The 20,042-nt window shown below is 36.4% G+C and carries 21 protein-coding genes; 8 read left to right on the top strand and 13 right to left on the bottom strand.

Going from position 1 to position 20,042, the window contains the following annotated elements:
- Positions 1–34 precede the first annotated feature (34 nt).
- Entirely contained in the window at positions 35–1,882 is a 1,848-nt protein-coding gene (locus tag EK417_RS05895; RefSeq protein WP_136521598.1) for an alpha-L-fucosidase, read from the bottom strand.
- Between the two features lie 143 nt (positions 1,883–2,025).
- On the opposite strand from EK417_RS05895, the gene chrA reads away from it, so the two are divergent.
- Together chrA and chrH are read left to right on the top strand one after the other, a co-directional pair.
- Entirely contained in the window at positions 2,026–2,247 is a 222-nt protein-coding gene (gene chrA, locus EK417_RS05890) for an MNIO class RiPP chryseobasin precursor ChrA (protein WP_076594458.1), read from the top strand.
- 15 nt (positions 2,248–2,262) lie between these two features.
- Positions 2,263–3,348 (top strand): MNIO family chryseobactin maturase, encoded by a 1,086-nt coding sequence (chrH, locus tag EK417_RS05885; RefSeq protein ID WP_168801929.1) that lies wholly within the window; start codon positions 2,263–2,265, stop codon positions 3,346–3,348.
- A gap of 433 nt (positions 3,349–3,781) precedes the next feature.
- On the opposite strand, the gene rpe is transcribed toward chrH, so the two are convergent.
- The 3 genes from rpe to chrP are packed head-to-tail and all read right to left on the bottom strand — an operon-like array spanning position 3,782 to position 5,837.
- Entirely contained in the window at positions 3,782–4,432 is a 651-nt protein-coding gene (rpe, locus tag EK417_RS05875; protein WP_034698534.1) for a ribulose-phosphate 3-epimerase, read from the bottom strand.
- 26 nt (positions 4,433–4,458) lie between these two features.
- Entirely contained in the window at positions 4,459–4,758 is a 300-nt protein-coding gene (locus tag EK417_RS05870; protein WP_136521596.1) for a hypothetical protein, read from the bottom strand.
- Between the two features lie 5 nt (positions 4,759–4,763).
- Positions 4,764–5,837, bottom strand: a complete 1,074-nt coding sequence (gene chrP / locus EK417_RS05865) for a chryseobasin maturation metalloprotease ChrP (RefSeq protein WP_136521595.1) — start codon at positions 5,835–5,837, stop codon at positions 4,764–4,766.
- 51 nt (positions 5,838–5,888) lie between these two features.
- Here chrP and EK417_RS05860 point away from each other — a divergent pair, with 51 nt between their 5' ends.
- Positions 5,889–6,593, top strand: coding sequence for a DUF4294 domain-containing protein (locus EK417_RS05860; protein WP_076594461.1), 705 nt, complete (start codon positions 5,889–5,891; stop codon positions 6,591–6,593).
- Positions 6,594–6,614: 21 nt separating this feature from the next.
- On the opposite strand, the gene EK417_RS05855 is transcribed toward EK417_RS05860, so the two are convergent.
- Both EK417_RS05855 and mnmC2 read right to left on the bottom strand, forming a co-directional pair.
- Positions 6,615–7,031 (bottom strand): NUDIX domain-containing protein, encoded by a 417-nt coding sequence (locus EK417_RS05855; RefSeq protein ID WP_110365978.1) that lies wholly within the window; start codon positions 7,029–7,031, stop codon positions 6,615–6,617.
- 205 nt (positions 7,032–7,236) lie between these two features.
- Positions 7,237–7,911, bottom strand: coding sequence for a tRNA (5-methylaminomethyl-2-thiouridine)(34)-methyltransferase MnmC2 (mnmC2, locus tag EK417_RS05850; RefSeq protein ID WP_136521594.1), 675 nt, complete (start codon positions 7,909–7,911; stop codon positions 7,237–7,239).
- An 85-nt stretch (positions 7,912–7,996) separates the two neighbouring features.
- Here mnmC2 and EK417_RS05845 point away from each other — a divergent pair, with 85 nt between their 5' ends.
- The 5 genes from EK417_RS05845 (at position 7,997) to EK417_RS21520 (ending at position 11,884) form a co-directional block, all read left to right on the top strand.
- Complete coding sequence (locus tag EK417_RS05845) at positions 7,997–9,067, top strand: branched-chain amino acid aminotransferase (RefSeq protein WP_076594464.1); 1,071 nt, start codon at positions 7,997–7,999, stop codon at positions 9,065–9,067.
- Between the two features lie 170 nt (positions 9,068–9,237).
- Complete coding sequence (locus EK417_RS05840; RefSeq protein ID WP_110365981.1) at positions 9,238–9,750, top strand: FKBP-type peptidyl-prolyl cis-trans isomerase; 513 nt, start codon at positions 9,238–9,240, stop codon at positions 9,748–9,750.
- Between the two features lie 82 nt (positions 9,751–9,832).
- On the top strand, positions 9,833–10,870 hold the full coding sequence (locus EK417_RS05835; protein WP_228402413.1) for a peptidylprolyl isomerase: 1,038 nt from the start codon (positions 9,833–9,835) through the stop codon (positions 10,868–10,870).
- Between the two features lie 168 nt (positions 10,871–11,038).
- Positions 11,039–11,614 (top strand): hypothetical protein, encoded by a 576-nt coding sequence (locus tag EK417_RS05830; RefSeq protein ID WP_110365982.1) that lies wholly within the window; start codon positions 11,039–11,041, stop codon positions 11,612–11,614.
- A gap of 147 nt (positions 11,615–11,761) precedes the next feature.
- On the top strand, positions 11,762–11,884 hold the full coding sequence (locus tag EK417_RS21520; RefSeq protein ID WP_262709811.1) for a hypothetical protein: 123 nt from the start codon (positions 11,762–11,764) through the stop codon (positions 11,882–11,884).
- Positions 11,885–12,158: 274 nt separating this feature from the next.
- Here the strand turns inward: EK417_RS21520 and EK417_RS05825 are convergent, their stop codons facing one another.
- The 7 genes from EK417_RS05825 to serC form a co-directional block, all read right to left on the bottom strand.
- On the bottom strand, positions 12,159–12,389 hold the full coding sequence (locus tag EK417_RS05825; RefSeq protein WP_136521593.1) for a hypothetical protein: 231 nt from the start codon (positions 12,387–12,389) through the stop codon (positions 12,159–12,161).
- A gap of 1,008 nt (positions 12,390–13,397) precedes the next feature.
- Entirely contained in the window at positions 13,398–14,756 is a 1,359-nt protein-coding gene (locus tag EK417_RS05820; protein WP_136521592.1) for a M20/M25/M40 family metallo-hydrolase, read from the bottom strand.
- Between the two features lie 169 nt (positions 14,757–14,925).
- Positions 14,926–15,117 (bottom strand): hypothetical protein, encoded by a 192-nt coding sequence (locus EK417_RS05815; protein ID WP_136521591.1) that lies wholly within the window; start codon positions 15,115–15,117, stop codon positions 14,926–14,928.
- Positions 15,118–15,119: 2 nt separating this feature from the next.
- Positions 15,120–16,523 (bottom strand): M28 family peptidase, encoded by a 1,404-nt coding sequence (locus tag EK417_RS05810; RefSeq protein WP_136521590.1) that lies wholly within the window; start codon positions 16,521–16,523, stop codon positions 15,120–15,122.
- A 54-nt stretch (positions 16,524–16,577) separates the two neighbouring features.
- On the bottom strand, positions 16,578–17,822 hold the full coding sequence (locus tag EK417_RS05805) for a DUF1015 domain-containing protein (protein WP_076594470.1): 1,245 nt from the start codon (positions 17,820–17,822) through the stop codon (positions 16,578–16,580).
- 2 nt (positions 17,823–17,824) lie between these two features.
- Positions 17,825–18,790 carry a D-2-hydroxyacid dehydrogenase gene (locus tag EK417_RS05800; RefSeq protein ID WP_136521589.1) on the bottom strand — a complete coding sequence of 322 codons (966 nt, stop codon included), beginning with the start codon at positions 18,788–18,790 and terminating at the stop codon, positions 17,825–17,827.
- A 108-nt stretch (positions 18,791–18,898) separates the two neighbouring features.
- A complete protein-coding gene (gene serC, locus EK417_RS05795) occupies positions 18,899–19,963 on the bottom strand; it encodes a 3-phosphoserine/phosphohydroxythreonine transaminase (protein WP_076594472.1) in 1,065 nt (354 codons plus the stop codon).
- Positions 19,964–20,042 lie beyond the last annotated feature (79 nt).

The following is a 20,042-nucleotide window of genomic DNA, read 5'->3' as shown; positions in this document are numbered from 1 at the left end:
GATTTTGTTTTGATATGAATGGGTGTTTCATTTATTAAAGGTTGTTTTCAATAGCTCCCACATTTTCTCTGTAGAGTTCCATAGGTTTATTCAGTAAAACAGCAATGACAGTCATTTGTTTATCAAGTTTTTCCTTTGGAACATCAATATAAATAATTCCCGGTCTGTCGCTCCAGTACAGTTTATTGTAGATGGTATGAGGCAGCATAGTGCCTTCACCAACCACTCTTATTCTGGCAATCTCATTTTTTATTCCTTTCAGAGCAATAGGGCCGGTAGGCACTCCTTCCACAAAAAGATAAAGAGTCTGTTTGTCTTTTGACAGAGCGCTCATTCCTGAGTAATGACCAGCAGGAAGTCCTTTTCCTGTCTCAAATAAAGCTTCAGCATGTTTGCTTATCCATTCTGTGGTTTCTGGATTTGTTTTAGGCGTTTTTTTAATTTTCATGTCGAGACCATCATGGGTAAGACCTTTTTGCGTTAGTAAATTTTGATCATAGTTCAGAGCATTGGCGATATCATAGGCTGCTTCCCGGGTATTTTTGTTTTCCAGTATTTCCGAAAGAGGATGATCTTCTTTATTAAAATCTTTCAGAAATGCAGGAGGTGTGTCAAAAGTAATTTCTGCCACGGTGACATCTTTGTCAAATTTTACATTGGAGAAATTCAGTGTCAGTGTTTTTTCAGCATTATAAGCCATTGTGATAACAGCAGATGGATCTCCCAGGATTTTTGCGGAAATAGGTTTTGTTGTCACTCCATAGATTTTTGTAAAGTTTTTGGCTTCTTCCAGATAAAGGAATAAAGATTTTTTGGAGATTGATAAAGAAGATTTTCCTTTATAATTGTCAAAAGGAATACCTCGGGTGGTTTCATAAATGGCATGCTGATTTTTGGAAGTCCATCGCCCCAGATTTTTAAGAATTTCAATTTGCTCTTCCGGAATGGTTCCGTCCGACCTGGGTCCTATATCAAGCAGAAGATTCCCTCCCATGCTGATCACATCTGCAAGTGTTCTTACAATCATGTTGGGTGTCTTATAATTTTTGTCAAAAGGCTGATATCCCCAGGAATCATTCATAGTGTAACAAAGCTCCCAGTATGGATTTTGTGGTGGGACAACAGGAATACCCTGTTCAGGAGTATCGTAATCTCCGTGATTGTTAAGCCTCGAATTAATGATGATATTGGAATTGTATTTCTTGAGTAAATCCAGGGTTTGAGAAGCTTTCCATTCTTCGGAAGTATGTTCCCAGTCTCCATCGAACCAAAGAAGATCCGGAGAATATTGTCTAGAAAGCTCATTAAGCTGATCCTGATAATAGCTTATAAAATTCTGCCAGCGTGCCGGATCACTTTTAAGTTCGTAACGTTTTTTTGTCCGGGTATTGATATTATAATACGGATGAGTCCAATCCGGTAACGAGAAATAAAGTCCTGTTTTTAATCCTGATTTTTTCAGAGCTGAAACAAAAGGGGTTAAAACATCCTTTTTTGCCAGGGAGTTTTGAGGAATGCTCGTCGCTTTTTCTGCTTTTGAGTTCCATAGTGATACTCCATCATGATGTTTTGTTGTAATGACAGCATATTTTGCTCCGGATTCCTTAATAAGATTTACCCATTGTTCGGGTTGGTATTTTGAAGCTGAAAAACCATTCAGCTGTTTCATGTAATTCTCGTGATTAATATAATTATTGAAGAAGGACCATGATTCGGATATTCCATTGACAGAGTAGATTCCCCAATGAATAAAAATACCCAGTTTTGCATTGTTGAACCATTCCATTTTTTTGCTGTTGTCCACTGCCTGAACCTGTGCGTCGATACTGTGTGCAGATAACATCAATCCAAGGAAAACAGCTTTAATCAGACTATTTTTCATATCCAGATTTATTTTAGCATTAAATATAGATAAAGAAATTATTATAGTATAAAATAGTTTCTGATAATTGTTATCAAAACGTTTCTTATTATTGTATTTTTATAAATGGAACGTTTATTGTAAAATTGATTTGAAAAGAAATTATGAAAATTCCAGCAATATTAATGGCAAGTTTATTAGCGGTGAGTGTATCTGCGCAGACTACTAAACCGGAAGGTAAAACAAAAAAGTCCGTTAAAAAAGCAAAGAAAGCCACTTCTACAGATACGGTTGAAAAGAAAAAACCAGGAACACCCAAGCCGGTTGTTAAAAAAGATACACTTGTGCTCCGTGGACATGGCTGCCCGGCTTGCGGAATGGGGTAGAAGATGAAAAAAACAATGTTAGGAGTATCAATGATGGCAGAAGCGGATTTTGTTTCTGCTGTTTTGCCATTGTTGCAGAACAATTCCATCGACGTGATGGAGTGGTCTTTTGACACCCTTTATCATGCCAATGAACCGGATTGGCTTAGGGATCTGTTGAATTTTTACGCTGAAAATAACCGCTTGATAGGACATGGGGTTTACTACTCTTTATTTGATGCCAGGTGGACGGAGAGACAGGAAGAATGGCTGAAAAAACTAAAAGAAGAAGTTAATCTGCGGAAATACAATCATATCACGGAACATTTTGGTTTTATGAATACCGAAAATTTTCATCAGGGAGTACCGTTGCCGGTATCTTTACACCCCAAAACTTTACAAATAGGAAAAGACAGATTATACAGGCTGCAGGAAGCCGTAAATATTCCCGTGGGGATAGAAAATCTGGCATTTTCATTTTCCATTGATGATGTGAAAGAACAAGGTGTTTTTCTTGACAAGCTTACGGAAGATACTAATGGATTTCTAATTCTTGACCTTCATAATATTTACTGCCAATCCTGTAATTTTGAATTAGAGATGCAGGAGATCATTGATTTGTACCCGCTGGATAAAGTTAAGGAAATTCATCTTTCGGGAGGAAGCTGGCAGGATAGTGTATATGGAAAAAAACAGGTGAGAAGAGATACTCATGATGATGTTATTCCTCGGGATATTCTTTCTGTACTGCCATCTGTACTTACACAATGCGAAAATCTTGAATATGTAATCATTGAAAGACTCGGCCACACTTTAAAGACAGACGAAGAAAGAGATCACTTCCTGGATGATTTTAGTAAAGTTAAGACCATTATTGAAACTTCAGAGTTGAATGGGAAAGAAAAAAGTAACTGGAGCAAGATGAAAGTGGAACTTTCGGAGAAACCTTTGGAAGACCCGGTTTTATATGAAGAACAATCAAGGCTTACCCAACTTCTTTATGATAATGCAGATGTTGAAACCATTAAAGACCTGGATTTTTATTATTTTAAAACTGAAAGCTGGGATGCTGAAATGATTCTTACTGCCCAGAATATCATTAAAAAATGGAATCCCTATTAATTTCATTCTCTGGCGAAAAAAATCAAATGATATGAAAATGACAATATTGGTATTGATCATTACTGCTGCTGTTCTCACTGCTCTGACAGGATGATTTTCAGTCAGATGCGGGAGAGCTTTGAAAACAAATGGAATTTTCTGAATAATATCAGAACAGTCTTTTCAGTTATTTCTATCATTTTTGTGGTCTGTGCCTGTATCTGGAACAAAGAATTTTGAAAAATATAATGGAATTAAGTGAAAATACTTACTGCTAAATTAAGTGTTTATACGGATGTGTACGTATGGTTTTATTCGGATCTTTGTATTGTTAGCAAGATAGTTTTAAACATTTTCAAATAAGTTGAAAAAAGATTATAACCAAGACGACTTAAATTTCCAGACAAGAGAAAAGGCAGCCAATGGCTGCCTTTTGTTTATTATTTTGATTCTTTTATATCTTTAAAAGTTCAATTGTTCTTTCCGGACTTTCAGCTGAGAAAACAGCATTTCCTGCAACAAGAACATCAGCTCCGGCTTCAAATAATTTGGAAGCATTGTCAAGATTTACTCCTCCGTCTACCTCGATAAGTGCTGTAGAGTTGTTGCTTAAGATCAGATCTTTTGTTTCTGCTATCTTTTTATAAGTATTCTCAATAAATTTCTGACCTCCAAAACCAGGATTTACACTCATTAATAATACAAGATCAACATCAGCAATAATGTCTTCAAGCATTAATACAGGAGTAGAAGGATTTAAAACAACACCTGCTTTTGCTCCCTTACTCTGAATGTGGTGGATGGTTCTGTGAAGGTGAGTACATGCCTCATAATGTACAGAAACAAGATCAGCACCATGATTGATGAATTCATCAACATATTTTTCAGGTTCTACGATCATCAGGTGAACATCTACAAATTTTTTAGCATGCTGCTGAACGGTTTTCATTACCGGAAACCCAAAAGAAATGTTAGGCACAAATCTTCCGTCCATTACATCAATGTGAAACCAGTCAGCCTGAGAATTGTTCAGCATTTCAATGTCTCTTTGCAGATTCCCAAAGTCTGCCGATAAAAGGGATGGAGCAATAAGCTTCGTTTTCATTTTTACTTTTTATACTTTTACTTTTATTATCCTATTGAAAATGAGCGGTCATTAGTGAAATAATAGTAGATTAAATATCCTGTTATTAAAACTCCTTCTATCACAGATAATTTTTTATTGTTAATATTTATGAGTAGAAATCTGTCGATTACAAGGAGTCCAAACAGTACTAAAAAGAAAATTATTTCTATTGTAATTCCTAAGCTTCCACTGGGATCGAGTGTAAATAATTGATAGACAATTAAAGGAATCCCTAGCCCTACAAGTGTAATAAATACAATAGAGATAAAGGTTGGTCTTTTTATTAAATCAGAAATAGCCTTCATTTTTATTAATGGTACTTCAGCTTCATTTCCGGCTTGATCTTAAGAACCGTTTCATAGATGAGTTTGATTACATTACCTACATCTTCTTTAGATACCATTTCAACCGTAGTATGCATATAGCGCAAAGGTAAGGAAATTAAAGCACTTGGTACTCCGCCGTTAGAATGGGCAAAAGCATCTGTGTCAGTTCCGGTAGCTCGGCTGGCGGCAGCTCTTTGGAAAGGTATTTTCTTGGTCTTCGCAGTATCAATAATTAACTCTCTGATGGTATGATGAACACTTGGTGCAAAAAATACGACCGGTCCGGCACCACATTTCTGATCTCCTTCTTTTTTCTTTTCAATCATCGGAGTGGTAGTATCATGGGTAACGTCAGTTACGATAGCAATATTCGGTTTGATGGTGTCAGCAATCATATCCGCGCCGTATAAACCTACTTCTTCCTGCACAGAGTTTGTAATATAAAGTCCGAATGGGATAGATTTCTTATTTTCCTTTAAAAGTCTGGCAACTTCAGCAATCATGAAACCACCGATTCTGTTGTCCAGAGCTCTGCAGACAAAATATCTGTCATTCATTTCAAAGAATTCATCCGGGTAAGTGATCATACATCCTACAAAGATTCCCATTTCTTCTACTTCCTTTTTAGAAGTAGCGCCACAGTCGATAAAGATATTTTCGATTTTTGGAGTAGGTTCATTTTGATTGGTTCTTGTGTGAATAGCCGGCCATCCGAATACTCCTTTTACAATTCCGTTTTCACCGTGAATATGAACAACTTTTGAAGGAGCAATCGTCTGGTCAGAACCTCCGTTTCTGATCACGTAGATCAATCCGTCATCCGTAATATAATTGACGTACCATGAGATTTCATCAGCATGTGCTTCAATTACTACTTTAAATTCAGCTTCAGGATTGATGATCCCATAACAGGTTCCATAATGATCTACTTCTACTTTGTCTACATAAGGTCTGATGTAGTCCATCCAGACTTCCTGTCCTTTATGTTCGTAACCGGTTGGTGATGAAGTGTTTAAATATTTCTCTAAAAATTTCAAAGATTTCTTTTCAAATTTCATAAAAAGGAATGATTTTTGCGTTTAATTTTCGTTGTTATAAGTGTAAAAATAATGAATTTTAGTAAGACTATCTGCCTTTTTATTCTCTTTTTTGGAGTCAATGTTTTTGGCCAGAAGGATGGTATTGTCGCAAAACCGCTTAATCAGTACCCGCCTGAATCCCTGAAAGTGGATGAGTTTGGTAATAAATATTATTATGACGAACAGCAGAAGATTAAGGTATATGAAATCAATGGTGAGCCTGTAGTCGTTTTAGATGAGTTGGTTTTAGTAAATAAACCACGATTTAATAACCAGCTGGATAAGAATTACTATTACTTCCTGAATAAAAAGCTGTACAGAGTTTATCCTTTGTTTGTTACTGCACTCCAGCAGTACAGAGATATCCAGAAAGATATGAATGACATGGACAGTAAAGCCAAAAGAAAATTTGTAAGAGAAAGACAGAATATGCTTGCTGACCAATATGAAAAACAATTAAGAGATCTTACGACTACCGAAGGGCAGGTTTTTGCAAAGCTGATGAATAGGGCAACCGGTAAAAATGTATTTGAAATTATCAAGGAATTAAGAGGCGGATGGAGTGCTTTCTGGTGGAATGTAAAAGGAAAAATGGCTGATATTGATCTGAAAGAACGCTATAATCCTCACACTAACAGAAGTGATGAATTTATAGAATCATTACTGCAATCCAACTGGAACTCAGGTTATCTGCAGCCTTATTCAGGAGCCAATGATTTTAAAGTAAAGAAATAATATAAATTCCTGTAAGAACACTTACAGGAATTTTTCTTTTAGTTTATCGAATACAATCTTATCTATTGGAAGAGGGAAGGGATTATCTGGTCTGTCTATATCAATCCATTCTGTTTTTTCGATGCAGGGGTCCAAAATAATGAAATCTTCCTCGTTAACAATATCTACTATATAATATATGGTAAGAAGCTGCTCATTCTCTCTGAAACGGGATACAAGAAAGTTTTCCTGAGTATAAAGATGTTCCAGAACATTGATCTTCACGTTAAGTTCTTCATCAAACTCACGATGCAGGCATTCCAGTACGCCTTCACCGAATTCTAATCCACCCCCCGGAAATTTCATTAAAGGTTCGCCGGCATATTCCTCAAATAAAGTCAGAACTTGTTTATCTTTTACTGCACACGCATACACTCTAATGTTGATCTTATCTATCATATATATAATGTATAATATTTGTATAGCTAATGTAAGAAATTTTGTTGAGAAAAAGCTGGAAGTGCGAAGCAGGAAGTTTTAACACTATTCATTCTTAATAAAGTGGAAGTACCATATATTATATATATTGTTATTTTTAAATAAAAAATCAAATTAATTAAGCAGCGGGCTGTAAACACCCAACATCCAACTTCCATCCTCCATCCTATAATTTGATAGCATTAATCATCTCTCTCTTTCCAGGAGGTCCCTGCTTTTTCTCAACCTGGAAATTCAGTTCCTGAAGGATTCTTCTCACACTGCCTTTAGAAGAGTAGGTAGTTAATAATCCGTTAATGGCCATTTTGTCAGAAACCATTTCAAATAATGGCTTTTCCCAAAGATCTGGCTGTACTCTGGCTCCAAAACAGTCAAAGTAAACAAGGTTTATTTTTGGCAGATCAATGTCTTTCAGATCGAAAAAATCACATTCTATCTTTTTTAAATTGAATCCACTAATGATTTCTACTGACTTTTCCCAATCTGCCAGATGAATTTTCTGATAAATATTTTTAAACTCTGGGTTATCGAAAAGTTCAAAGTAAGCCAAATCCTTAACTTCGGATTCATTTATGGGGTATTTTTCCAGCGAAAAATAATTGATGACATGATTTTTGTCAGTTTTTAAATATTCATTAATTGTTACCAAAACATTCAAACCTGTTCCAAAACCGAGTTCTAAAATATTAATTTCGCAATCATTTACTAAATTAAGTCCATTTTTGATAAACACGTGTTCGGCTTCCTGCAGGGCTCCGTGATGAGAATGATAGTTCTCATTTAAATCATTGATAAACAATGTTTTGCTACCGTCGTTAGTGGTCTTTATTTCTCTTTTCAAGCTATTTTTTTGTCAAATTTACTCTAAAATTTTTATATTTAGAAAATTATGTTAAATTTGTAGAACATCGTAAAAATTTTAAAAAATGATAATTCAAAAAACTGAAAACTCCAGAATTTCTACATTTGACCCTAACAATTTTTCATTTGGTGGTACTTTCATTGATCATATGATCATTTGTGAGTATGAAAACGGAAAATGGGGTGATGTAAAATTAGTTCCTTACGGTCCGATTCCATTTACACCTGCCATGATGGGAGTAAATTATGGACAAGCTTGTTTTGAAGGTATGAAAGCCTATAAAGACAAAGACGGGCAGGTTTTCCTTTTCAGGCCTGAAAAGAATTTTGAACGTATCAACAAGTCAGCGAAGCGTCTTGCTATGCCGGAAGTGACTGAAGAAATGTTTTTAGACGGATTGAAAGCTTTGGTAGATATTGACAGAGAGTGGATTCCACAGGGGGAAGGAATGTCACTTTATATCAGACCTTTGATTTTTGCCACTGAGGAAGCTTTGAAAGCAAGAGTATCTAATAAATATATGTTTGCCATTGTTGCAACACCTGCAAAGAGCTATTATTCTGAGCCGGTATCTGTGAAAATTTCTGATCACTATTCAAGAGCGGCAAACGGAGGTGTAGGTTCTGCAAAAGCTGCAGGTAACTATGCGGCTTCTTTCTATCCAACACAGTTGGCGATTGAAGAAGGGTATGAGCAAATCATCTGGACTGATGATGCTACTCACGAATATTTCGAAGAGAGTGGTACAATGAATGTGTTTGTAAGAATTAACGATACAATTTATACCCCTCCGACATCTGAGAAAATCCTTGACGGAGTAACAAGAGACAGCTTCATTCAGTTAGCTAAGAAAAGAGGTATCGAAGTAAAAGTAGAACCAATTCCTGTGAAAACAGTAATTGAAGCTTTAAAGAAAGGTGAGCTTAAAGAAGTATGGGGAGTAGGTACAGCAGTAGTAACCACTCAGTTCCAGGCATTAGGATATCAGGGAGAAAAACTTGAACTTCCAAGATTATCTGATGATGAAAGCTATGCGGCTCTTCTTAAGAAAGATTTGGTAGACTTGCAGACCAACTTGTCTGAAGATCCGTTCGGATGGAGAGTGATGGTAGATCACGTATTGGAAACAGTGTAATACTATTGATATAACGATATGAAAGCCGGGTTTTCCCGGCTTTTTCGTATTGAAGTATTCACGTAAAATTTACAAAGCGTTTTAGCGGAGATCAATACATTACAACATTTACATATTTGTGTGTCAAGTTTTGTAATTGATTCGCGAAATGTGTATTTTCGCAAAAGTTTATGAAAAAAATAATCTTCATATCAGCCATAAGCCTGTTGAGCTGCAACAGAAATGCACAGACGGCCCATCCTCCTGTAGGTGGTGTTTTGAGTCAGAAAGATCTGGATGTTTCTAAGAACAGGATGAAAAATCTTAACATTATAGAACGTGGGCAGATTCAGGATTGGATCAGCGGCCAGTCTGTAAAGTATTATCCAACACAGCTTAATTATTGGGTAACGGTAGAAGGTTATGATCAAAGGGAAAGAAGGAAAGATGAAACTACAATTTCCTATTCTTATGATCTGTATGATTTTGATCAGACTAAAATCTATGATCAGCCTTTTGAAAGAAGAGATGCCAGATTCGGGCACTTTGATGAACTGAGAGCAGTGGAGAACGCTTTGCGTTTTATACATGATGGAGAGGAAGTAACACTTTTGGTGCCGTCTTCTTTGGCCTACGGAACTTACGGAGACGAAAAGAAAATAGACAACGATATTCCATTAATCATAAAATTAAAAGCTTTATAAAAATATGAAATTGTTTAACAAGAATATAATTCTGGCAGCGGTAAGTATTTCGCTGATGAGTTGTACCCCAATTTATAAAAAAATGAACGTAGACAAAGAAACTTACGAAGGTCTTAATGACGGACTTTATGCCAATCTTCAAACTACAAAAGGTAACTTAATTGTAAAGTTTGAGGACAAGAAAGCACCAGTAACTGTAGCCAACTTTATCGGTCTTGCAGAAGGGAAAATCGACAACAAAGCCAAGGCTAAAGGAGTTCCTTACTATGACGGAACTATTTTCCACAGAGTAATCAAAGATTTTATGATCCAGGGAGGTGATCCTCAGGGAACTGGAATGGGAGATCCCGGATATAAATTCGAGGATGAGAAAAACGATCTTAAGCATACAGGAAAAGGTATTCTTTCTATGGCGAACTCTGGACCCAATACCAACGGTTCTCAATTCTTCATTACTGAAGTAGCTACACCTTGGTTAGACGGAAGACACACGATCTTCGGAAAAGTGGTAAAAGGAAATGATGTGATTGATGCGATTGCCAACGTTGAGAAAGGAGCTCAGGATAAACCTAAAACTGATATCGTTTTAGAAAAAGTTTCTGTTTTCAGCAAAGGTGACGAGTACAAGCACTACGATGCGGCTAAAACTTTCAATGAAGGAAAAGCTAAAATTGCAGAAAACAATAAAGCTTTTATCGCTAAAGAAGAAGCTGAAAAGAAGAAAAGAGAAGAAGAATTCAAAGCTAACCAGGAGAAATTGGTGGAAAACCTAAAAGCTGGTATGCAAAAAACTGAATCAGGTCTTTACTATAAAATTACAAAAACAGCTGACGGAAAAGCTCCTAAAGCGGGTGATAACGTATCTGTACATTATGCAGGTAAATTGGTAGACGGAACTGAATTCGATTCTTCATTCAAGAGAAACGAGCCAATCGAAATTCCAATCGGAATGGGAAGAGTAATCAAAGGATGGGATGAAGGTATCCTTTTATTGAAAGAAGGTGAAACTGCTACATTATTGATCCCGCCTGCAATGGCTTACGGCGAAAGAGGAGCAGGAGGAGTGATCCCGCCAAACTCCTGGTTAGTTTTCGATGTTGAGCTTGTAAAAGTGAAATAACTGAATCTTCAGCATAGTATCAAAAGCCGTCCGAAAGGATGGCTTTTTTTATTGGACTTAAATACATTCTGTAACGATTGGCGTACAGATTACGACCCATTGACTATCTGGAAAGGCTGATTGTTTTTCTGATACAAATTAATCTTAAAACTCGTAACAATCAAAAAAATGAAAACCAAATCGCTTCTGTTTCTGTTCGTTCTGCTGTCGTCTATGACTTTTTCGCAGACTAAGGCAAATCCTGATGACGCTGCGATAAAAAAGTCGCTTACCTATTTTATAAACGGTATTCAATCTAAACAGATAGATCAGGCAGTAAGCTGTATATATCCAAAGTACTTCACTATAGTTTCAAAAGAACAAATGACGCAGATTTTGAATATGACCTATAACAATCCATTCATGAAAATTGAAGTACAGGATCTGAAGTTTGGAAATATTGAAAAACCTGAACTCATTACCGGTGAATATTTTTCTATTACCCATTATTTTTTGAAACTGAAATGTAATGTCAGTTCATTAAACGATGAAATAAAAAAGAAAATGAACAGTGCTTTAACAGCTAAATATGGTGCAAATAATGTTAAATATCTGGCCAATGAAGGTTCGTATCTCATCAATGCCAATATGAAGGCCTGTGCAGTTTCAAAAGATAAAAAAGCATGGAAATTTGTGATTCTTGAAAAGCAATATAAGAAAGAACTTTTGAACGTTTTACCGAAGAAAATTCTGGATAAATTCTAAAGGGGTTAAGCATTAGCTTTTATAGTTGAGATTATATGGCTTGAAAAAGCAGTTTTTTGTTTTGTAAATACCGTAGAAATACGGATTTCGGCAAGTCTTTATTACTTCTATCTTTATCATGCAATTAAAAGAACAAAATACAAGAATATGTTTGACCTGAACTACACTGAGATAAAGAACGAAATAGAATCTGAAGTGTGTAAAGAACACGGTATGCATCCTGAATTTGCAAAAACAGACGAAGCCTTTGGAATAAAAGCCCTCTGCTAAACTTTCAGAGAAGAGCTTGTTGAAAAAGGTTGAAGAAGAAATCAGAAATCAGGAAAATCCTTGAAGAAATGAGAAAGGATCTGTTTAAAGAATAAGTTTTTACGATGTTAAGATAACTTTGTTATCGGAAGCTGCTCCGGAAGGAGTAGCTTTTTTTGTTAGGAATTACTGGATTCTTATTTATAATACTAAATGAGGTAAGACTATAAACAAAAACCGCCCCCAAAAAAGGACGGTTTTCTCAGTAAAATAAATTGAAAAGTTATATGTTCTGCTATCTTTTCTTCATACGCGTTCCCGCTAAAGAACTGATGAATACAAGGCCAAACCCGATATAAGCGGCAAATGCCGTCAGGTATATAATTAAGCTGTTAAAGCTTGGTTTTAAGGCGTATACCAACACTGAAAATGCAGCAAAACTCAACACCAGCATTAGGCTCCATATATGCAATTTTGCAGCATCTTCATTTCTCTTAAAAATCATTTCAAAAAAGTCTCTCATCATTACTAACATTTTAAGGGTTATACATTAATTTATAGTATAAAGGCACACTCATCACGGTAAAAAGAATAAATTCCTTTACTGGGCTAAGGTTCACGATGACTTTGCCATTTATTTATATCATAACACCGGGCACAAAGTCCGGGATATTTTTGTTTTTTCGAATCAATAAAGATTCTTGGTTATTGTGATACCAGTTAGATACGGGGGTGCAAAACTGCTGTGAAAAACTAACGGGGGTTAGCTAATCACGGACCCGTATCTTTTAAGGCATCGTAGAAAAAAAAGGATCATATACTAGATATGAATTTGAATCGGTGGAAAAACTGAAAATCCACAGAAAACCTTTTTTTTCATCCTTAGTGTTTTTTTAAAATTTTTTTCACAAAATCAGATGCCAATATCATGCCAAAGTTCTGTTTTTGCGATTAACACTTTGTTTCACGGGATTGATGAGGTCAGTATTGAAGAATGTTTTCATCTATTATTTCCTTAAACAAAGAAAAATTTTCTATTTTTAAACTTGAATGATCTGAAGTGAAGAAAATATTACGGTGAGATTATATTTTTATGTAACTTAAAATATTTGTAGAATAATGAAAAAATGAATGAGGAAGATTTAAAAGATCATTTAATAGGTAACTACTGATTGTGAAATAATATCACGCAGATTTTAGAGTAGTTTTTTATTTGAAAGATCACAGCTTTTTAAACAAATTAGTTCTATGTTTTGGTTAAAGCAGGTGGTAGATTTCTATAAAGATAAACAGGCTTCCTTCGTGTAAGCTGATGATTATAGTCCGTTTCTATTGAATTTGTGTTATTCGTGAAATCATTAGTGTAATTTGTGTTTAATTTTAATAACCACAAATACCACCAATATTTTTCCACAAATTTCACTAATGGAATAATGTGAAATTCATTGATTAAAAAATAAATTCCGTTCCTATTGAATTAAAGAGTGATATAATATTATAATAAGAAAACCGCCTTTACAGACGGTTTCATATTTTACCAGTTTTTATCAATCATATAAATAATCTGAGTCAAAGCAGTGGCTCCCAGTAAAAGTTCTCTTCGGTTCACCTTTTCGAAAGTATCTTCTTCCGTGTGATGAATATCGAAATATCGCTGCGAATCCGGCATTAGCTCGGCTGCCGGAATTCCCATATCGTGAAGCGGATAAAGATCTGTTCCTGAAAATCGCTCTTCAAAATTGTAAACTCCGTAGGGAAGGAATAAATTCGACCAGCTTTTGATCTGATTTCTTTTCGCATCATCCATATCCAGGGCAATTCCTCTCGGTGCAAAACCTCCGGCATCTGTTTCTATCGCAAAGAGATGTTTTTCGTTTTTCTCTTTTACGGTTTTTCCATATTGAATTCCGCCTTTTACTCCGTTTTCTTCATTGGCGAAGCAGACCACTCTGATGGTGTGGTTATTCTGAATGCCTAACTTTTTAAAGGTTCTCAAAACTTCAATGCTTTGTACAATTCCGGCTCCGTCATCATGAGCACCTTCACCAACATCCCAGGAATCAAGGTGTCCACCAACAACAATCACACTCTGATCCTTTTTACCCGTAATTTCTCCAATCACAGAATGGGATAGTTTTTCTCCTTTCATTCCACAGTTGGAGTTAAGTTTTGCCGTAACTTTCTGGCTTTTCAGTAAGGCCTCCAGTTCATCTGCGGTCGTACTTCCGATGGCTATCGCAGGTATTTTGGAAACTTTCTCTTCATAGCGCATTGCTCCGGTGTGAGGCACGTCATCAAAAGCAGAAGACAAAGATCTTACGATGGCAAATTTTCCTCCTTTTTTAGCTGTTAACGAAGCTGCTGTTGTTCTGTATTTTGAAGCATCACCATAGGCTTTGAAAGTCTCTACAAATGACTGGCTGAAAGGGTAGTTGAAGAATACTATTTTATCTTTCACTTTTTCAGCAGGAAGTTTGTCATATTCTTCCATAGATTTCACCATGATGATTTCTCCGGAAACATCTTTTCCGCCGGTTCCTTCAGAATTCCCAAGGGAAAGCATTTTAAGGCTTTTCCATTTTCCACTGGAGGTTTGAATGTTCAGAGATTCTTTTCCTCTTTCCCATACCGGAATCATGACTTCCTGAAGCCATACTTTATCAGCTCCGGCATCACGAAGTTTCTGTTCTGCCCATTTAACAGATTTTTCATAGGCCTCGGATCCGCTTAAGCGGTGGCCTATATTTTTTGTAAGCTCTTTCAGCTCTGTATATCCTTTTCCGTTGTTCAGAATTTCTGTAGAAATTTTTCTGAACTGGACAGAATCTTCTTTAGACTGGCCAAAAGCAACCATTCCAAAAAGCAATAATGAAGTTCCTAGTATCTTTTTCATTGTTTACCAATTTTTATCAGTCATATAAATAAGTTGTGTCATCACCGCAGAACCTAATAGTAATTCTCTTCGGTTCACTTTTTCAAAAGTATCCTGTTCGGTATGGTGGCCGTTAAAATAGCGATCTTTTGATCTGGTTTAATTGAGGTTCATTCATTTTCGTATACATTCATTCCACGTGGAGAAAAACCTCCGGCATCAGATTCAGGGCGAAAATATGTTTCTCTTTCAGCTCATGGTAACCTTTTCCGTTGTTCAGGATTTCTGTTGAGATTTTTCTGAACTGGATATAATCTTCTTTAGTCTGGTCAAAAACAGCCATTCCGAAAAATAATAATGCCGTTCCTGCTATCTTTTTCATTGTTACCAGTTTTTATCAACCATAAAAATCATCTGTGTGATGGCGACTGCTCCGAGAAGAAGCTCCCTTTTATTTACTTTGTCAAAAGTATCCTGTTCGGAGTGGTGATAATCAAAATACCTCTGTGTGTCCACGACAAGTTCTGCTAAAGGAATATCCAGTTTTTTTAAAGGTGAAATATCCTGAATGGCTTCTGTCTGGTCGAAATCATAAACCCCATAAGGAAGAAAATATTCTTTCCAGGGATACACCAGTCTTCTTCTCTGAGGTGACATGTCCAAAGAGAAACCTCGTGGAGAATATCCTCCCGCATCAGTCCCTAAGGCAAATACATGTTTTTCGTCTTTCTTTTTTACATAAGCAGCATACATCTCACGGCCTTGTCCTCCGTTTTCACTGTTGGCGTACAGAACGACACGGATAGTGTGGTTGTTTTCATATCCAAGCGCTTTCAGTGTCCTTAATACTTCGATGCACTGCACAACTCCTGTTCCATCATCCACTGCACCTTCGCCAACGTCCCAAGAATCAAGCTGAGCACCTAAAACAATTACTTTAGAATCTTTTTTACCCTGAATTTCAGCAATGATATTGGGGTTTGTAGTATCACCTTTTGATTCGGCGGTCATGTTGATTTTAGCCGTAACTTTTTGCTTCTTTAATGTCTTCTCCAACTCATCTGCAGATCTTACACCAATTGATAAAGCCGGAATTTTAACTTTATCATCAGGTTCGTAGTAAATCATCTTGGCATGAGGAGTATCATCATTGGCTGTTGTCAATGATCTTATGATTAATGCTTTTGCACCTGTTTTAGCAATTACTGAAGCGGAAATTAGTTTTGATTTTGCGGCCTGTAAATAGGAATCACTTGTATTAATAATTTTCGGATCCATAGGAACATTCACAAAAACTATTTTATCTTTTAACTGGCCTATTGACATGGCATTCAGCTCTGATGTGGAATTGATTAAAACGATTTCGCCCACAAGATCTTTTCCGCCTGTTCCTTCAGAATTTCCGAAAGAAAGCATTCTGATGCTTTTCCAATCTCCATTTCCGGATTTGATTTGTAAAGATTCTTTTCCTCTGATCCAGACTGGTGCTTTGGCTTCCTGTCTCCAGATCATATTAATCCCGATTTCTTTGAACTTTTTTTCTGCCCATTCTACGGCTTTTGCATATCCGGGAGTTGCACTGAAGCGTGGGCCTATGCCTTTGGTAAGTTCCCCGAGATTATCATAAGCAGTGCCGTTGGTCATAATTTCATCTGAAATTTTTCGGAATTCATCATGATAGTTAAATCTGGCAATAGTCCCTTTTTTTGCCGGGTTTTTTTGTGGCTTTTTTTGAGAAAATAAAAATCCACTCAAAAAGAGTGGAAGTATAATGAATATTTTTTTCATTTATTATTTACTTATCTTTTCCGTTGATAAAAGTAGGGAAAAAATAGGAATTTATTAAGGTTTCATATCGTACATTAAAAGAGCTGTAATTAATTTTGGCTCAATAAATGTACATTTTGGAGGCATGCTTAATTTCAGGTCTGAAATTTTAATCATATCATTAAAACTTACAGGATAAATTCCGAAACCAACCTTACCTTCACCATTGTCTACTTTTTCTTTTAAAAGATTGATTCCATTAATGTTTGACGTTCCTTTTACGTAAGAGATGAGTTCAGAGCTGTCAGGATCTTCAATTTTCAGAATATTTTTGAAAATATACTTATCTAAAAGATGGTGATCCAGATTATCCAGAGACATTTCTTTGGAGCGAAGATCGTGCTTCACGTGAAGAGAATAGAACTTCCCATCCATATACATTGAAATATGGAATTTTTGAGAAGGGTAGTATGATGCTTCTCCTTTTTCGTGAATCAGGAAATATTTCTCAAGTTCTTTCAGGAAATCTGCCGGAGAAATACCATTCAGATCATGTAAGATTCTGTTGTAATCATGAATCTTTATCGACTGGTTGGAAACAATGAAACTATATACAAAGTTGTAAAGCTCTGTACCATTATGTTTTTTGTTTTTCTCCTTATGATGTTTGGCATTCATTGCTGTAGAACCAATTCTATGGTGTCCGTCAGCAATATAAAATGAATCAATCTGATCAATAACTTCTTTAAACTGCTGTAGCTTCAGACGATTGTCTATTCTCCAGATTTTATGTCTGATCCCCATAGAATCCACATGATTGAAGATAGGAACATTTTTTTCCTCATGGTTCATCAGCAATTCAATTTTTGAATTGGCAGGGTAGGTAAGAAGTACAGGTTCTGCCTGCAGGTTTACTTTTTCAAGGTAGTGAGCCAGTTTTTCCTTTTTCTGAGGGATGGTACTTTCATGTCTTTTGATTTTTCCATTCCAGAAATCTTCAATACTTGCCAACCCCAGAAGTCCTCTGAACATCTGTTTGTTGGGGTAGATCTGCTCATAAAGATAGTAAGACGAATTGTCCTGGACCAATTTCTTTTCTTCCAGAAGTTCTTCAAAGGTAGAACGGATCTTTCGAAGGTTTCGGTCAATATCTTTGGATTTACTTACAACATAAGGTTTAATCATATTGATGTAAGTATTTTCAACTTGAGCCTTCTCTGCGATCTCTTCCTGGGTGAAATTATCCAGTGGATGGGTAGGGAAAGTACTCTCAAAGTCTCTATGAGGTCTTATTCCACGGAAAGGTTTAAAAACAGGCATATTTATCTTATAGTTTCTTTTTGTAGCTTAATAATTTGTTCTGCAAGTTCGATACCGATTTTCTCTTGCGCATCCACTGTATTGCCTCCTACATGAGGTGAAAGTGATAATGCAGGGTTCATCAGCAGCGGTAGTTCAGGGTTCGGTTCATTTTCAAAAACATCCAATGCTGCTCCTGCTACTTTTCCTGATTCGATATAATCGATAAGGGTCACTTCATTGATGACACCTCCTCTTGCAGTATTTACAATATAGACACCATCTTTCATTTTTTCAAACTGAGGGGTATCTATAATATACTCATTTGTTTTCGGCGTATTGATACTGATGAAATCCGCCTCTTTAAGGAATGCATCCATATCATTGGTGGAGGTGATTTCAAAGTTCACAGACTGTCCGTCGAAGAAGTTCAGCGTAAGAACTTCTGTTTTCGGGCTTCTGGTCAGAACGGTTACTTTCATTCCCAAAGCAATTCCTATTTTTACAACTTCCTGACCAATACTTCCAAAACCGATAACTCCTAATGTTTTTCCTGAAAGTTCATAGGCATTGCTGAATGACTTTTTCATGGCGTTGAAGTGAGTTTCTCCTTCCAGAGGCATTAGTCTGTTAGATTCGTGAAGGAATCTCGCCAGTGAAATAAAGTGGCCAAAAACCAGTTCTGCCACTGATTTTGAAGATGCTGTAGGTGTATTGATTACTTTGATACCTTTACTTTTGGCATATTCTACATCAATATTATCCATTCCGATACCGCCTCTTCCGATAATTTTAAGGCCGGGACACGCATCCATCAGATCCTGTCTTACTTTCGTTGCACTTCTTACCAGAAGAACATCCACATTATTATCGTTGATAAAATTAATAACGTGATCCTGAGCCACTCTATTGTCGAGAATTTCAATTCCTGCCTCTTTTAGAGTATTTTCTCCTGCTTTTGAAATTCCGTCGTTTGCTAAAACTTTCATGAGTATTTTATTGATGTTAGATTGAAGGTGTCAGAAGTTAGATTTTGAGGTCTGTTATCCGACATCTTTTGTCTGATATCCTTTTATTTTTCGGTCGCCTAATATAAGTTATTTTATTGACTTCATTACATCCACCAAAACCTGTACGCTTTCGATAGGTAAAGCATTGTATAAACTAGCTCTGTATCCGCCCAGGCTTCTGTGTCCGTTCAATCCGCTGATCCCGGCTGCTTTCCATGCGTTGTCAAATTCCTCTTTCCTGCTTTCGTCTGTAATTTTGAAAGAAACATTCATGAGTGAACGGTCTTCTTTTACGCAGAAAGTTTCGAAAAACGGGTTGCTGTCAATCTCGTTATATAAAAGTTGTGCTTTAGCTTCATTTCTTTGTTCCGCAGCAGCAATTCCTCCATTTCTTTCAAGATATTGAAGGGTAAGTAAAGAAGCATATACAGGGAAAACCGGTGGAGTATTGTACATAGATTCTTTAGCAATGTGCTGGGAATAATCCAGAATAGAAAACATATTTTCTCTTCCTGTTTTACCAAGAATTTCTTTTTTGATAACTACAAGAGTAACTCCTGCAGGCCCCATGTTTTTTTGAGCACCGGCGTAGATCAGGTCAAACTTGGAAAAATCCAGCTGTCTTGAGAAAATATCAGAACTCATATCGCATACCATCAGGGTATCCACTTCAGGGAAAGATTTCATTTGAGTTCCGTAGATGGTATTGTTGGAAGTACAGTGGAAATAATCATATTCTGCACCTACCGTATAGTCTTTAGGAATAAAAGAATAGTTTTCTTCTTTTGAAGAACCTACCACATCTACTGTTCCTACTTTTTTTGCTTCTTTGATGGCTCCGGCTGCCCATGTTCCCGTATCCAGGTAAGCTGCTTTTCCGCCTACTTTCATCAGGTTGTAAGGAACCATTGCAAACTGAAGGCTGGCACCACCCCCTAAATAAAGTACTTCATAATCATCACCAAGATTCATCAATCTTTTTACAATGGCACGCGCTTCGTCCATTACCGCAACGAAATCCTTGCTTCTGTGAGAAATTTCAAGAAGAGACAATCCGATATCGTTAAAATCCAGGATAGCCTTTGCTGATTTTTCAAATACCTCTTGTGGTAAAATACATGGTCCTGCGCTGAAGTTGTGCTTTTTGTTCATATTTTATTTTTTTTGATGCTTCAGGGTTTTAAATCCCCTTTGCTTTATTTTGATTTATTGGATTTTGGGTCAAAAAAAC

This window comes from Chryseobacterium candidae (assembly GCF_004916905.1).
GTDB lineage: Bacteria > Bacteroidota > Bacteroidia > Flavobacteriales > Weeksellaceae > Chryseobacterium > Chryseobacterium candidae.
The sequence above is the reverse complement of the archived record's forward strand: the minus strand, read 5'-3'. Positions and strand labels throughout refer to the sequence as shown.

Excerpts from the sequence above, each read along its gene's own strand:
- EK417_RS05895 (WP_136521598.1), bottom strand. The coding sequence starts at position 1,882 with ATGAAAAATAGTCTGATTAAAGCTGTTTTCCTTGGATTGATGTTATCT.
- chrA (WP_076594458.1), top strand. The coding sequence starts at position 2,026 with ATGAAAATTCCAGCAATATTAATGGCAAGTTTATTAGCGGTGAGTGTA.
- chrH (WP_168801929.1), top strand. The coding sequence starts at position 2,263 with ATGTTAGGAGTATCAATGATGGCAGAAGCGGATTTTGTTTCTGCTGTT.
- rpe (WP_034698534.1), bottom strand. The coding sequence starts at position 4,432 with ATGAAAACGAAGCTTATTGCTCCATCCCTTTTATCGGCAGACTTTGGG.
- EK417_RS05870 (WP_136521596.1), bottom strand. The coding sequence starts at position 4,758 with ATGAAGGCTATTTCTGATTTAATAAAAAGACCAACCTTTATCTCTATT.
- chrP (WP_136521595.1), bottom strand. The coding sequence starts at position 5,837 with ATGAAATTTGAAAAGAAATCTTTGAAATTTTTAGAGAAATATTTAAAC.
- EK417_RS05860 (WP_076594461.1), top strand. The coding sequence starts at position 5,889 with ATGAATTTTAGTAAGACTATCTGCCTTTTTATTCTCTTTTTTGGAGTC.
- EK417_RS05855 (WP_110365978.1), bottom strand. The coding sequence starts at position 7,031 with ATGATAGATAAGATCAACATTAGAGTGTATGCGTGTGCAGTAAAAGAT.
- EK417_RS05845 (WP_076594464.1), top strand. The coding sequence starts at position 7,997 with ATGATAATTCAAAAAACTGAAAACTCCAGAATTTCTACATTTGACCCT.
- EK417_RS05840 (WP_110365981.1), top strand. The coding sequence starts at position 9,238 with ATGAAAAAAATAATCTTCATATCAGCCATAAGCCTGTTGAGCTGCAAC.
- EK417_RS05835 (WP_228402413.1), top strand. The coding sequence starts at position 9,833 with ATGAACGTAGACAAAGAAACTTACGAAGGTCTTAATGACGGACTTTAT.
- EK417_RS05830 (WP_110365982.1), top strand. The coding sequence starts at position 11,039 with ATGAAAACCAAATCGCTTCTGTTTCTGTTCGTTCTGCTGTCGTCTATG.
- EK417_RS21520 (WP_262709811.1), top strand. The coding sequence starts at position 11,762 with ATGTTTGACCTGAACTACACTGAGATAAAGAACGAAATAGAATCTGAA.
- EK417_RS05825 (WP_136521593.1), bottom strand. The coding sequence starts at position 12,389 with ATGATGAGAGACTTTTTTGAAATGATTTTTAAGAGAAATGAAGATGCT.
- EK417_RS05820 (WP_136521592.1), bottom strand. The coding sequence starts at position 14,756 with ATGAAAAAGATACTAGGAACTTCATTATTGCTTTTTGGAATGGTTGCT.
- EK417_RS05815 (WP_136521591.1), bottom strand. The coding sequence starts at position 15,117 with ATGAAAAAGATAGCAGGAACGGCATTATTATTTTTCGGAATGGCTGTT.
- EK417_RS05810 (WP_136521590.1), bottom strand. The coding sequence starts at position 16,523 with ATGAAAAAAATATTCATTATACTTCCACTCTTTTTGAGTGGATTTTTA.
- EK417_RS05805 (WP_076594470.1), bottom strand. The coding sequence starts at position 17,822 with ATGCCTGTTTTTAAACCTTTCCGTGGAATAAGACCTCATAGAGACTTT.
- EK417_RS05800 (WP_136521589.1), bottom strand. The coding sequence starts at position 18,790 with ATGAAAGTTTTAGCAAACGACGGAATTTCAAAAGCAGGAGAAAATACT.
- serC (WP_076594472.1), bottom strand. The coding sequence starts at position 19,963 with ATGAACAAAAAGCACAACTTCAGCGCAGGACCATGTATTTTACCACAA.